This window comes from Anabaena sp. CCY 9402-a, assembly GCF_963920945.1.
In the GTDB taxonomy this organism is placed as follows: domain Bacteria; phylum Cyanobacteriota; class Cyanobacteriia; order Cyanobacteriales; family Nostocaceae; genus Trichormus; species Trichormus minutissimus.
This window is the reverse complement of record NZ_CAWUDL010000004.1, coordinates 1-12382: the sequence shown is the minus strand read 5'-3', so window position 1 is coordinate 12382 and position 12382 is coordinate 1. Positions and strand designations below refer to the sequence as shown.

The 12382-nt window shown below is 41.8% G+C and carries 13 protein-coding genes, 1 tRNA gene and 1 other RNA gene; 6 read left to right on the top strand and 9 right to left on the bottom strand.

Annotated features, from left to right (window positions below; translation table 11 throughout):
- Positions 1–28: 28 nt before the first annotated feature.
- The 3 genes from rnpB to corA all read right to left on the bottom strand — a co-directional run bounded on the left by rnpB (position 29) and on the right by corA (position 2425).
- An RNA gene (gene rnpB, locus ACM0OR_RS02620) (RNase P RNA component class A) lies at positions 29–470 on the bottom strand.
- Positions 471–517: 47 nt separating this feature from the next.
- Positions 518–1219 carry a hypothetical protein gene (locus ACM0OR_RS02615; RefSeq protein ID WP_414574883.1) on the bottom strand — a complete coding sequence of 234 codons (702 nt, stop codon included), beginning with the start codon at positions 1217–1219 and terminating at the stop codon, positions 518–520.
- Positions 1220–1282: 63 nt separating this feature from the next.
- On the bottom strand, positions 1283–2425 hold the full coding sequence (corA, locus tag ACM0OR_RS02610; RefSeq protein ID WP_414574958.1) for a magnesium/cobalt transporter CorA: 1143 nt from the start codon (positions 2423–2425) through the stop codon (positions 1283–1285).
- A 369-nt stretch (positions 2426–2794) separates the two neighbouring features.
- Between corA and cobW the strand changes: the two genes are divergently transcribed.
- Complete coding sequence (gene cobW, locus ACM0OR_RS02605) at positions 2795–3832, top strand: cobalamin biosynthesis protein CobW (protein ID WP_414574882.1); 1038 nt, start codon at positions 2795–2797, stop codon at positions 3830–3832.
- A 95-nt stretch (positions 3833–3927) separates the two neighbouring features.
- The gene (locus ACM0OR_RS02600) at positions 3928–4926 is read left to right on the top strand and encodes a phosphotransferase enzyme family protein (RefSeq protein WP_414574881.1); all 999 of its coding nucleotides are present in this window, start codon (positions 3928–3930) and stop codon (positions 4924–4926) included.
- 288 nt (positions 4927–5214) lie between these two features.
- On the opposite strand, the gene ACM0OR_RS02595 is transcribed toward ACM0OR_RS02600, so the two are convergent.
- The 3 genes from ACM0OR_RS02595 to ACM0OR_RS02585 form a co-directional block, all read right to left on the bottom strand.
- A complete protein-coding gene (locus ACM0OR_RS02595; protein ID WP_414574957.1) occupies positions 5215–5433 on the bottom strand; it encodes an acetyltransferase in 219 nt (72 codons plus the stop codon).
- Between the two features lie 242 nt (positions 5434–5675).
- Positions 5676–5984 carry a DUF3181 family protein gene (locus tag ACM0OR_RS02590; protein ID WP_323265065.1) on the bottom strand — a complete coding sequence of 103 codons (309 nt, stop codon included), beginning with the start codon at positions 5982–5984 and terminating at the stop codon, positions 5676–5678.
- Between the two features lie 119 nt (positions 5985–6103).
- Positions 6104–6361, bottom strand: coding sequence for a hypothetical protein (locus ACM0OR_RS02585; protein WP_323265064.1), 258 nt, complete (start codon positions 6359–6361; stop codon positions 6104–6106).
- Positions 6362–7056: 695 nt separating this feature from the next.
- Here ACM0OR_RS02585 and ACM0OR_RS02580 point away from each other — a divergent pair.
- Positions 7057–7254, top strand: coding sequence for a DUF2795 domain-containing protein (locus tag ACM0OR_RS02580; protein ID WP_414574880.1), 198 nt, complete (start codon positions 7057–7059; stop codon positions 7252–7254).
- 173 nt (positions 7255–7427) lie between these two features.
- Here ACM0OR_RS02580 and moaC read toward each other — a convergent pair whose 3' ends face one another.
- Positions 7428–7931 carry a cyclic pyranopterin monophosphate synthase MoaC gene (gene moaC, locus ACM0OR_RS02575; RefSeq protein WP_190708490.1) on the bottom strand — a complete coding sequence of 168 codons (504 nt, stop codon included), beginning with the start codon at positions 7929–7931 and terminating at the stop codon, positions 7428–7430.
- Between the two features lie 37 nt (positions 7932–7968).
- Between moaC and ACM0OR_RS02570 the strand changes: the two genes are divergently transcribed.
- Positions 7969–8042 (top strand) — tRNA-Arg (locus ACM0OR_RS02570).
- A 291-nt stretch (positions 8043–8333) separates the two neighbouring features.
- On the opposite strand, the gene ACM0OR_RS02565 is transcribed toward ACM0OR_RS02570, so the two are convergent.
- Both ACM0OR_RS02565 and ACM0OR_RS02560 read right to left on the bottom strand, forming a co-directional pair.
- Entirely contained in the window at positions 8334–9347 is a 1014-nt protein-coding gene (locus tag ACM0OR_RS02565) for a glycosyltransferase family 2 protein (protein ID WP_414574879.1), read from the bottom strand.
- A gap of 76 nt (positions 9348–9423) precedes the next feature.
- Complete coding sequence (locus tag ACM0OR_RS02560) at positions 9424–10125, bottom strand: NlpC/P60 family protein (RefSeq protein WP_414574878.1); 702 nt, start codon at positions 10123–10125, stop codon at positions 9424–9426.
- Between the two features lie 6 nt (positions 10126–10131).
- Here ACM0OR_RS02560 and ACM0OR_RS02555 point away from each other — a divergent pair, with 6 nt between their 5' ends.
- Both ACM0OR_RS02555 and ACM0OR_RS02550 read left to right on the top strand, forming a co-directional pair.
- Positions 10132–11100 carry a serine hydrolase gene (locus ACM0OR_RS02555; RefSeq protein WP_414574877.1) on the top strand — a complete coding sequence of 323 codons (969 nt, stop codon included), beginning with the start codon at positions 10132–10134 and terminating at the stop codon, positions 11098–11100.
- A gap of 223 nt (positions 11101–11323) precedes the next feature.
- Positions 11324–12136 carry a hypothetical protein gene (locus ACM0OR_RS02550; protein WP_414574876.1) on the top strand — a complete coding sequence of 271 codons (813 nt, stop codon included), beginning with the start codon at positions 11324–11326 and terminating at the stop codon, positions 12134–12136.
- The last annotated feature ends 246 nt before the right edge of the window (positions 12137–12382 follow it).

Below are 12382 nucleotides of genomic sequence, written 5' to 3'. Positions count from 1 at the left end.
CTTTTGACTATGGACTATTGACTAAAAGAGGAGAGAGTTGGTAGTAAGCCGGGTTCTGTTCTCTATGTAGATTACTCTACATGATGGCGGTTATCTATCTGGGACGTTTGTTACCAAACGCCTCTAGCGGCTCTTTTCAGGCGGAACTGGTAAAAGACCAACCATAGTCCCTACGGCCTTGCTCCCAACCGGGGTTTACCGAGCCAACGCCTCTCGACGTTGCTGGTGCGCTCTTACCGCACCTTTGCACCCTTACCAAGAGAGGTGACAGGTTACAGGTTATAGGTGACAGCAGAAATTTACTGTCACCTCTCACCTCTCACCTGTTCCCTAGTCTTGGCGGTATCTTTCTGTGGCACTATCCTCACGATCGCTCGCACTGGACGTTATCCAGCAAGTCTGGTCTTTCGGGAGTCCGGACTTTCCTCAAACCAGGGTTAACTGATCTGCAACCACCTACGCCTACTCTCTCCCTCTTTCAAGTGTAGTCCTGGATGATATCATCTGTGCGGTTTGGTTATTTCTTTTTATTCCAGGGGAGGGCATAAGTCCACGGTAGTTTTTTGACGGTAAAGGGACAATCAATGATGCAGATGGGAGGATATTCTGAACCGGGAGCTATACCTGCTCGTAATTCCGATAGGCGTAGTACCAGTTGTAGGGAAAATTCTAACTCTTTGCCTCTATTCATAAAGTCGCCATACAACTTTTTCTGTGGTGGCCCGCCATTTTTTAACCCCCCGATATTAACTAGCGGTTTTTTTGCTGCGTAAATACCAGTGTCTTGATCTCGTCCAAATAAATCTTCGGCGGTAATTGCTTCTGATAGTGACTTTTTAGGAACAATTAAGCTAGGACTCTGGGGTAAGGCTAAGTCACGGGTTAAATCTGGTGATTTTCTGATGACTCGGCATGATTTGTTGTTGAGGATTAAAGAGCTATTGTCCCAGTCTACATAGATGGCTAGATTCTCAGACTTGTTGTCGATACTCATTGATAGTTCTTTGAGGTCGTCTATGGGATCTGAGGATTTGAATTTAAAGGAAATGCCAATCTTGTCGTCCAGACCTTGTTCTTTGAGTTTGTCGTCCACAACTCCTTTTTTAAAGTCGTATTTAATGCGATCGTCGATGGATTCAACCATCATATTAAAGACGTAAGCAACGCCAATAATGTAAATAGTCAATACCACTAAATTTTGGTCGCTACTTGTAGCCATAATTCAGCGTCCAGACTCCCTATAAAAATTTTTTTCTGTGTGGCTACTGCCAACTGCCAATATTTAATCACGCTTAATGGCCGTAGAATTCTCTAGCCAACCCCGTCGCCAAAATAAAAATAGTAATCCCAACCCGATAAATCCCATAATTGCTAGACAAAGTGGATAACCCCAATACCAATTCAGTTCCGGCATATTATATGGTGATTTTTCACTATTGAAATTCATACCATAGATACCCGCAATAAAAGTTAGAGGAATAAAGATAGACGAAACTACCGTGAGTAGCTTCATAACTTCATTCATCTTGTTACCGACAGCCGAGAGGTACACATCCATCAACCCAGATGCTAGCTCTCGGTAAGTTTCTACCATATCCATGACTTGTACTGCATGGTCGTAGCAATCTCTTAAATAAATTTGTACGTCTTCACTAATTAGTTCACTGCGATCGCGTATTAAAGAATTAATCGCATCCCGTTGCGGCCAGATAGCACGACGTAGTTGCAGTAATTCTCGCCGCAGATGATAAATTTTTTGTAGGGTTTTGCGGGTAGGTTTGGCTATGACTTCTTCCTCTAAGTCTTCTAATTGTTCCCCGTAACGTTCTAAAACTGGGAAAAAACCGTCAATAATCGCATCCAATACAGCATAAGCTAAGTAATCAGTCCCCTGTCGGCGAATTATCCCTCTCCCTTTTTCAATTCTTAGCCTCACCCCCTCAAAGCAATCATGTTCTGGTTCTTCTTGGACTGTCAGCAAATACTGTTTCCCTAAAATTAAACTTACTTGTTCACTATAAAAACCATAAGTTCTTTCTTTAGGCACTACCATTCGTGCAATAAATAGTAATTGGTCTTCGTAATCCTCAACTTTAGGACGCTCAGAGACGTTAACTACATCCTCTAAAACTAAAGGCGATAATTCAAACACTCGCCCCATGCGCTCTAAAATGTCCTGATTACCTAAACCCTGGACATCTACCCAAGACACGGATTCTTGATCTAGATAGGGGATACATTCTTCTGGGGTGGCTACCTGTTGGCGAATAAAATCAGTTTGGTTATAGTCAATCAATAAAATCGTCGGCGGTGGCGCGTCTGCATCAATGATGATTGTTCCTGGTACAGTTCCTGGATAGTGATAAAATTCATCTCGATGAGATTTAGTTGACACTTTGGGAAAATGACGCAGTTTTTTTAGTATTTTGACCATGTACTGTCACTCATTTAGATTTAGGCTAAGTCTAAACACTCTTCATTCTCGACAGAAAAAAAGAAATTAACAACTTAGAATATAAATTTATACCAGTTTTTTTTTAAATTTACGAGTCAGAAACTTAATTTACAAGTCAGAAATTTGATTTACAAGTCAGAAATTTATTTTTTAGGGCTTCATTTCTATTTATTGAGAATTTGCGCCGTTCAGATCCCCGACTTCTTTGAGAAGTCGGGGATCTTGTCTCTCACGAATGATTTAGGATTGCTATATATTAAGAAAGAACCACACCAGCAAAACCCACCTAGGCGGGTTAAAAGTCGTCGTTCTTAAATTTTGAATTTTGAATTGATTAGAATGGCTACAAAAATTCCCGTCACTGTGATTACAGGCTTTTTAGGTAGTGGTAAAACCAGCCTAATTCGCCACCTCCTCCAAAACAACCAAGGCCGCCGCATTGCAGTTTTAGTCAATGAATTTGGCGAACTCGGTATTGATGGCGAGTTGTTGAAATCCTGTCAAGTTTGCCCAGAAGATGAGGAAAACGGGAATAATATTTTTGAATTAACTAATGGCTGTCTCTGCTGCACAGTCCAAGAAGAGTTTTATCCGACAATGCAGGAGTTAATCAAACGGCGCGATCGCATTGACTGTATTGTAATTGAAACTTCTGGTTTAGCTTTACCCAAACCCCTAGTTAAAGCTTTTCGCTGGCAAGAAATTCGCAACGCCGCTACAGTTGATGCAGTGATTACGGTGGTAGATTGTGCAGCCGTCGCCGCCGGGACGTTTGCGAGTGATTTGGATGCGATCGCACTTCAACGTCAAGCCGATGATAGTCTAGAACATGAAACACCTTTGCAAGAATTGTTTGAAGACCAATTAGCTTGTGCAGATTTGGTAGTCTTAACCAAAACTGATTTGATAGATGCCGCCACAAAATCACAAGTTGAGTCATTAGTCAAGCAAGAATTACCGCGAGTTGTGAAAATGGTAGAGAGCGATCGCGGTCAACTCGACCCATCTATACTATTAGGATGGCAATCTGCTGTTGAAGATAACTTAGATAGTCGTCCTAGTCATCACGACACTGAAGAAGACCACGACCATGACGACGAAATCAACTCCACACACGTAGTTTTAGACCGTGCTTTTGACCCAGAAAAACTGCAAAAACAGTTAGAAGCACTAGTACACCAACAAGAAATTTACCGGATTAAAGGCTTTGTAGCCGTGGAGAATAAACCCATGCGCCTAGTAATGCAAGGTGTAGGAAACCGCTTTGAAAAGTTTTATGATCGTCCTTGGCAACTAACAGAAGCACGGCAAACCCGCTTAGTATTTATTGGTCGTAATTTAAACTCAACAGAGATAGAATCACATCTGTTGACTTAATAGACATCTCCTAAAAAGTAGAGACGTAGCATTGCTATGTTTCTACATGGGTTTTCTCTTCTTTAGCCTCTATTGCTCCCGCTTTATTTAATTTTATGGACACACCTTTTATTCCTGTAGTTCATTCAATTCCTGAAGGGTCAGCTTTAATTGTCACTGTACTTGATAACTACCCAATTAACAAGCCTCTCAGTTGTAAGTTATATAAACGTGGGCTTAACGATACTTATTTAATAGAAACTGAACAAGAGAGATATATTTTACGAATTTATAGATGTAGTTGGAGAAATCAAGAAGAGATTGGTTTTGAGTTAGAACTTCTAGCATTTTTAAATAATAAAAATCAGCCAGTAGCATACCCTCTTTTTAGAAAAAATGGTGGTTTTATTACAGAGATTTTAGCACCGGAAGGTATACGTTATGCGGCTGTGTTTACGTATGCACCAGGAAGTGCAGTTAATGAAAAGCTTCATGCTGACCAAAGTTATATTTTGGGAAAAGTGCTGGCAGAAATTCACCAGGAATTAAACTGCTTCAGGAGTAGTTTTACTCGGAATAAATTAAATAGTGAATATTTACTTCATAGGTCATTACTAGCAATTACATCCCTCTACAAACATCGTGAACATGATCTAGACTACCTCGAACAATTAATCAAAAAAATTACCAGCCAAATAGCCGGATTTAGGCTACCTTTTAAAGCCCCTGAGTATGGAATTTGTATAGGTGATGTACATTCAGGTAATGCTCATTTTACAGAACAGAATAAACTAACATTGTTTGACTTTGATCAGTGTGGTTATAGCTGGCGTGCTTTTGACATTGCAAAGTTTTTACACGCAGCACTAAGGATGAAGATAGACATTGAAGTTAGAAACAGCTTTATTGAAGGTTATCAGACAATTCGCCAGTTGAGTGAAGATGAACTAGCATCAATTCCCGTATTTGTTCAAACTGCTCATATCTGGGTTATGGGAATTAGTACAAGTGTTGTAGGTGATGTTTTACCTTATGGTTGGTTCGATGATGATTGGCTAGATACAAGGTTAGCCATGCTGAAAAGTTTAGATAATGCAGAAATTCAAATCTGTTAACCACCAAAACCAAATCAAAAGCTATCAGCCCCCGACAGGAAAGCGTTTAAAAATTTAGTAATAAATAGAGTCACGTTTCACTAAAATATCTGAAATTTTGCTGTTTATTCACTATTATTTTATCGTTAATTAGCATGCTTACGATGAACGTCCTCTAGTTCTGTGTGCTGCCTAGTATCTGTCTAGAACTCTGTCGCTTCTGTCCATTGCTGTACAAGGGTTTGTCAGATTAAGCTAAACATACAAACCCAGAACTCCGATTTCTTTAAGAAATCGGAGTTCTTATATTCAAGAAGCTTTAGCCATCCTGTAATTTGCATCTAACCAACAACGTGGTAGACCTTCTCCCGAAGGGAAGACAAGATTTTCTTTTTTAAAAGAATCAGGTTCTTGTTCTTCTTGACCTTCTTGGTCTTGAGCATGAACTATATCTAGATTTGGATCAATTAATTCTTGAATATCCAGAATTTTGACTAAATCTTGGCTATTTTTGATTTGTAAAAACATATCACTAACTCCGATTAAAAAGTATCTAGGAGAACTATATTTGTAGCGATCGCTAAAATTTCCACGGCAATATAACACAAAAGTAAATGTGCTTTATCTGCGTTTATCTGCGATTAATTTTGCTGAAACTTTCTCAAGCAAACACAAATATCTGAAGCCAGGAAATCACTCTCAACAAATAAAACTTTTATGGAAATCCTTGCCTATCAAACTGTGTAATAATTTCCTGCCTGCACCTATAATTATATCTCGCGTTGATATCTCTCTAAAATATCCACCAAGTTAACTTGACATTGTAGTGGTAATAAATCGAGCAAAGGTAGTTCTCTTCTACCACCGCCAATTTTCACCGGGATAGATTCCAACACTTGTATTACTCGGTCTTCCGTGACAGCCTTGGAAGTAATTAAAGGATATAACTGTTCGGCAACAGTGGTATGCAGCTTGGCATTAGATAAGTAGAGATGCCATTTGGCAATATCTAGATAAACATTTTCGCCAATTTCGGCTGCTAGGGCTTCTAGTAATTCTGTGGTGTTAGTCTTAGCCATAAAAATACCTTATATCAAGAAAGAGCGCGGAGTTTCATGAATAATTAACATTATCGCGCAATTCATCAGGCAAGCATACAACCACAGGTTACAATTGCCCCAGCTTGAGTATTACCTCTTTAGGTGGATTTGGGGGGTGTGGGCGAATAATTGGCGATCGCCACAATGTAAATTAGATGCACCAACAATACTAAAACCCAACTAGCCGTGAACAACGGCAACCACTCCCAAGTAGTTGTTTTCAAGATATGGAAGAACCATAAGCCAGAATTAATCGTAGCAGTAACGGCTACATGAACCGCGAAATTCATGCGATCGTCTAACTTGCGGAATTCAGGGTCATTGCGATCGGGTTTGCGAGGCCAACGAGGAGGCATAAATATTTATTACGATTTTTAATACACCTGACTATTGTGAACTACCCACACTGACTTGAAGGTACAGTGTGGGCTTCCCAATTCATCGGGAATAGCCTCCAGAACTTCGTAGTTCTATTGGTCTGACATTCCCTCCAAGGGCAGGAGTCCTGATTCCCAAGACCCAAATCTTTTCGTTGCGACACTTACCTATTAGCTTGGTTTTCGCTTACGGCATTGGTGGTCAAGATACTCGATATCTTATCAGAAAGCCTGGGGATTTTTCATCTATTTCATCAATAATATGAAGGAAAAACCTCAAATGTTCTTTGCTCTGACTCGGCTATGCCTCGGATTAATTGAGAACGATTTCGGTTTTTCACAGATGATATCCCGCCACTGATTCGGAGTACCAAATTCAGTGGGGGACTTACGGCGTCATAGTTAAAAGTATTGGGCGAATATAATTGGCTACTAAACAAGCATTCGTGTAGCGTCCCGTAGTGGACTAGTAAAAAACCAAGGTTTTTAACCCGTACAGGTGATTTTTGTCTGAGTAGACGCGACTTCTAGTTGCCAAGGCTTTTGAAAAATTATTACATCAACCAATTGGGTGATTTGGGAATTGTTAGGAATCAAAAATGGTTCTTCTTGTTGATAGAGGGAGCTAACAAATTCCTCAGTGAAGATGTTAACAACCTCTAGTGGTGGTAAAAATGGCTAAAGCAAACCCAGTGCAAATTCAGAAACACCTAAAAGGTGTTGACTATCCAGCAAATAAGGAAGTATTAATTCAACACGCGCAAAAGCAAGGTGCTGATCGCAATATAATTTCACTTTTGGAGAAATTACCAGAAGATGAGGAGTACGACACTCCCACAGACCTGAACAAAGCTATAGGTGATATAGAGTAGGGTGAACATAATTAAGTAGAACAGGGTAAATAATTAAAGGTTTGTAGTAAGAACTTTAGTTCTCTCTGCGTTCTCTCCGTTCCCTGCGGGACGCTCCGCGAACAAAAAAGGACTAAAGTCCTTACTACGAACTCAATCCTAGTTTTTACATTACTTAACATAGTTTGATTTTTTCAATGAGGGTTGAGATACTCTCCTGATTTTCCGCCGATTTTACTAATCAATCGAATCGATTCAATTTGCATCGATTTTTCTAAGGCTTTGGCCATATCGTATAAAGTCAACGCTGCAATAGAAACGGCAGTTAAAGCTTCCATTTCTACACCTGTTTCAGCTTTAGTTTTGACTGTAGCCTGAATTTGATAACCAGGAAGTTGAGGATCGGGTGTAATTTCGACGGTGACTTTTTGCAGTGGTAGGGGGTGACACAGAGGAATTAGATTAGCAGTCTGTTTAGCTGCCATAATGCCAGCTATCCGCGCAGTCGCTAAAACATCCCCTTTAGGAGTGTTCCCCGCTTGAATAGCCGCTAAGGTTTCTGGTAGCATCCGCACCTGTCCAGCTGCGACAGCTTGCCTGACGGTGGAGGCTTTCGCTGAGACATCTACCATCTGTGCTTGTCCCTGGTTATCAAGGTGAGTAAGGTTTGTAGAATTTTTTAGAAAATTGTCTTGCATTATTCCCAAAGAGAGTGTTACTATATATTTCTTGTAGGGGCGTGTAGCTCAGTGGACTAGAGCACGTGGCTACGGACCACGGTGTCGGGGGTTCGAATCCCTCCTCGCCCGTTTGATACGGCAAAAAGAAAAAGGCAAGGGTAAGAAATTAACAACTTACTTTTGCCTTTTTAGTTTATGGGGTATTGGGTAATTTAAGTTTGTTTGGATTTTGGATTTACGTTAGCGCAGCATTCGCGGAGCGTTCCGTTCGCGTTAGCGTCTCTAAAGAGAAGGAAACGCAGAGAGTATTTGCGATCACCTCCGGTGGGCGGGTACGCCATCGCCTTTCCATCCAAAATCTAAAATTCCCACAGGCTAATGTATAAGCATTAATACTAGATTCTTCATAAGATTGTTACGTTATTTATCTTTTTTTGCCACAACTTCCCGGACACGATATATGGGTCTTCCTTGGGATTCGTGGTAGGTACGCATCAATAACTCTGCCAACAGACCAAAGCTAAATAGTTGTACTCCCGTAACTAAAAGCAGTACCGCCAAAATGAGCAAAGGACGATTGCCAATGGTTTCACCCATCGCTAATTTGATAAAAGTCAAGTAAATACCTATACCTGTCCCCAAAATCATCGAAATTAGCCCCAATAAGCCAAAGACGTGCATGGGACGGGTAAGGAACTTTTTCATAAATAGAATTGTGAGCAAATCCATCAATACGCGGAAAGTCCGCGATAAGCCATACTTGCTCTGTCCAAAACGCCGGGCGTGATGACGCACAGGCATTTCCGTAATTCTTGCCCCTTCGATGTATGCCAATGCTGGTAAAAAGCGGTGCAGTTCGCCGTAGAGATTCATATCTGCTACCAGTTCCGCACGATAGGCTTTAAGTGAACAGCCGTAATCATGAATATAGACGCTAGTAGTCCGACGAATTAGCCAGTTAGCAATTTTAGAAGGCAATAACCGATTTAATGCCCCATCTTGCCGATTTTGCCGCCAACCACTCACCAAATCGTAACCTTCCTCTAGCTTGGCTAATAAGATGGGGATATCAGCTGGGTCATTTTGCAAATCAGCATCTAAAGTGACGATCGCATTCCCTAGCGCATATTTAAAACCAGCCGCCATCGCCGCAGTTTGCCCATAATTACGACGCAGAATCACCGCCTTTAAATCAGGGCGGATTTGCGCTTGTTCTTTGAGAAAGTTAGCTGAACCATCACTAGAACCATCATCTACGCAGATGATTTCATAGCTTAACTGACTAGCGGTAAGAGAAGAAGCGATCGCCTCTAATAATAAAGGCAAACTCTCCACCTCATCCCGCACAGGCACAACCACCGATACATCGGGAACAATGGCACAAATCAAACCATGCTCCTCATTCACCCTTTCTGGAATCAACCCACTCCTCATAAGCAATTAAAAATTAAAAATTAAAAATTAAAAATTGGGGATTGGTTAAAAAGTTCTACCTTGTCTCCCCTGTCCCCTATCCCCTACCTTCATAACTTCTGACAACACGCCCAGCCCCTCGCAACTGCTGATAGTATGACCGACTAACTACATCTCCCTGTTCCGAGAGGATGTCAATCCCAATACCATTGCGCCCTTGTTCTTTGCCAGAACTATGGATGTAATGACCATCTCCCAAGTACAAACCCACATGAGTGGTTTTTATGGGAGTGCCAAAAAATATTAAATCCCCTGGTGCTAGTTCAGCGATAGTAACAGATTGAGTAAAAGCTTCTTGTTGATAGGCATCTCTAGGCAACCAAACCCCGACGGAAACAAAAGCCGCCTGCATTAACCCGGAACAATCATAATTTGGCCCCACTGTGCCACCCCAGAGGTAATAATTGGACTGCTGCATGGCTTGTTGAGTAAAAGCAATCACCTCTGGTAGCCGTTTTTGAATTTCAGCTTCGGAAAGTGACTGAGCCTGATAAAGTACAGTAGCAGGTTGTAATAAACCAACATCACTAAAAGATACCCACCCTGGATAGTTATCCTCACATAAATACACCTCAACTGCTGTACCTTGCTGATTTGATGTTACCTGCAAATGTCGCCCAGCTGCGGACTGAGTTGCTAGGCGGGTACATTCAGGAGAATCATATAAGTTCAAATCAGCTAGACACTGGTACTCATTTGAGGTCAAGTTGAGGATTTGAGATTCTGAATTAGAGAGCATTCTGCAATGGTTTTTTTTAGCAAAGACGAACAACTAGAAAATCTGGGTAATGGCATTTTAGAGGCTACTTGGTCAGCATTTCCGACCTTAGCCCGTAATCAGATAGCGTTGACTTGGATTGTTTATGATCCGCCAGTCCCAGTTAATACTGGTGGGGCTTTAACTCCTGATGCTTTTTGGCATCATCCTGTACGCGGTTTTAATTATCGTGGTGTGGAATGTATTTATCCGGCGAGCGTAGTTAAGTTGTTTTACCTAGTAGCAGCCAACGAATGGATAGAGAAAGGCATGATCCAAACCTCTAAGGAATTGGAACGGGCTTTACGCGATATGATTGTTGATTCTAGCAATGATGCTACCAGTTTAGTTGTCGATATTTTGACTGGAACTACATCCGGCCCAGAGTTACCACCAGGCCCCTTTGAAACTTGGAAACAGCAACGTTATATGATTAACCGCTACTTCCAATCTTTGGGGTGGGAGGAGATGGAAACAATTAATGTCTGTCAAAAAACTTGGGGTGATGGCCCTTATGGAAGGGATAGGGCATTTTATGGGGAGATGTTTGAGAATCGCAATATGTTGACGACAAATGCGATCGCGCGTTTGTTACATAGTATCGTCGGAGGCGTGGCAGTTTCCAGTGGGCGATCGCAAAACATGATGGCTTTGCTCAAACGCAGCCTCAAAAGAGATGATTTACCCAAAAATGTGGAAGAAGACCAAGTAACAGGTTTTTTGGGTGGTGGACTACCCCAAGCTGCTCAAATCTGGTCAAAAGCTGGCTGGACAAGTCAAGTACGTCATGATGCAGCCTATATCGAGTTACCAGATCAACGTCCCTACTTATTGGTAGTATTCACCGAAGGCAAAGACCACGCCCAAAATCGGCAGATTTTACCTTTTACATCTCGTTTGGTAGGAGAAGTGATCGCCAAAAGTGGGCAGAACGCCATCGCCAAAGGCGAGGCGTAGCCTATCGCTTCTCCTTTCAGTATTTTCAATCTCTGTGTCTCTGTGCCTCTGTGGTTTATTAATGTAATATCTTAGCCAGGTCAAGTATTTACGTCCAAGTCAGGATGTAGTAACCCATTTTCTGGTGCTAAAGTTTGGATATTGCCCTAAAATAAAAAATTTTGGGGAATAATTCCCACAGTAATGATTTATCTGTTGTGGCAACATTTTGTTAGGAGTGAATGTGAATACTATTTTTGTGCGTAAAGGTTTTTATTGCTTGTCTAGTTTAGCTGCTGTAGCTGTTGTAGGTACTAGTGTATCTGTTAACGCTCAAACAGTATCTCCTGTTGAAGCTGCTACCGATGCCATGTCTTCCACACAATCGAGTGCTGAACTAGAAACAGAACAGCAAAACTTCTCTTTCTCCAGTGCAACAATCCTTAGTTCCACCTCTGATGATGCAACTACATTACAACAGTTTTCCAGCACTACCACCGAAGATCATATAATTACACCCATCCCAGGAACAGTAGCAACCACATCAGCTACTCTAGTTTCCCCAAAATCGACACAACCGACTGCCCAACCAGCTACTAACACAGTGGCACAATCCGATATTAATGTCGGTAGACGTACCCGTGGCGGTAGCAGCTATATCGGGGTTGCCGGCAACATTGGTATCAGTGGTGGTGACTCATCTTTGGGTGATGGCAATTTTGCGGCTATCAGCAAGATTGGACTAACCAATGCCATCTCCGTCAGACCCTCAGCCATATTTGGGGATAACACCACAATTCTAATTCCTGTCACCTACGATTTTACCTTTCAAGAAGCAGATCCATTTGGCGAAGCTCTAGCGATCGCTCCTTATATAGGAGTCGGTGCAGCTATTAAAACCGGTGATAACTCCCAAACTGCCGTTCTGGTATCTGGTGGTGTTGATGTACCCCTCAATGCTCAATTCACCGCCACAGCTGCTGTCAATGCCGGATTCTTTGATGAAACAGATATCGGCTTGTTAGTAGGTGTTGGCTACAATTTCTCTGGCTTCTAAGTGAATTTAGTGCTGAGTAATGAGTGCTGAGTAGTGAGTGCTGAGTAATGAGTAATGAGTAATGAGTATCTTACTCAGCACTCTTCTTTTACCTGACTCACTATTGAGTGCTGAGTAAACTAAAAAACACTCAGCACTGGCTAAACGCCCCGCTACCACTAACAGCACGGGCTAACGCCCCGCTCCGCTAACAGCACTCAGCACTCAGCACTCAGCACTCAGCACTCAGCACTCAGCACTCAGCAC

Bases quoted from the DNA above. Each gene is read 5' to 3' on its own strand.
- ACM0OR_RS02565 (WP_414574879.1), bottom strand. From the start codon at position 9,347: ATGAGGAGTGGGTTGATTCCAGAAAGGGTGAATGAGGAGCATGGTTTG.
- ACM0OR_RS02580 (WP_414574880.1), top strand. From the start codon at position 7,057: ATGGCTAAAGCAAACCCAGTGCAAATTCAGAAACACCTAAAAGGTGTT.
- ACM0OR_RS02615 (WP_414574883.1), bottom strand. From the start codon at position 1,219: ATGGCTACAAGTAGCGACCAAAATTTAGTGGTATTGACTATTTACATT.
- moaC (WP_190708490.1), bottom strand. From the start codon at position 7,931: ATGCAAGACAATTTTCTAAAAAATTCTACAAACCTTACTCACCTTGAT.
- ACM0OR_RS02595 (WP_414574957.1), bottom strand. From the start codon at position 5,433: ATGTTTTTACAAATCAAAAATAGCCAAGATTTAGTCAAAATTCTGGAT.
- ACM0OR_RS02555 (WP_414574877.1), top strand. From the start codon at position 10,132: ATGGTTTTTTTTAGCAAAGACGAACAACTAGAAAATCTGGGTAATGGC.
- ACM0OR_RS02590 (WP_323265065.1), bottom strand. From the start codon at position 5,984: ATGGCTAAGACTAACACCACAGAATTACTAGAAGCCCTAGCAGCCGAA.
- cobW (WP_414574882.1), top strand. From the start codon at position 2,795: ATGGCTACAAAAATTCCCGTCACTGTGATTACAGGCTTTTTAGGTAGT.
- ACM0OR_RS02560 (WP_414574878.1), bottom strand. From the start codon at position 10,125: ATGCTCTCTAATTCAGAATCTCAAATCCTCAACTTGACCTCAAATGAG.
- ACM0OR_RS02600 (WP_414574881.1), top strand. From the start codon at position 3,928: ATGGACACACCTTTTATTCCTGTAGTTCATTCAATTCCTGAAGGGTCA.
- ACM0OR_RS02585 (WP_323265064.1), bottom strand. From the start codon at position 6,361: ATGCCTCCTCGTTGGCCTCGCAAACCCGATCGCAATGACCCTGAATTC.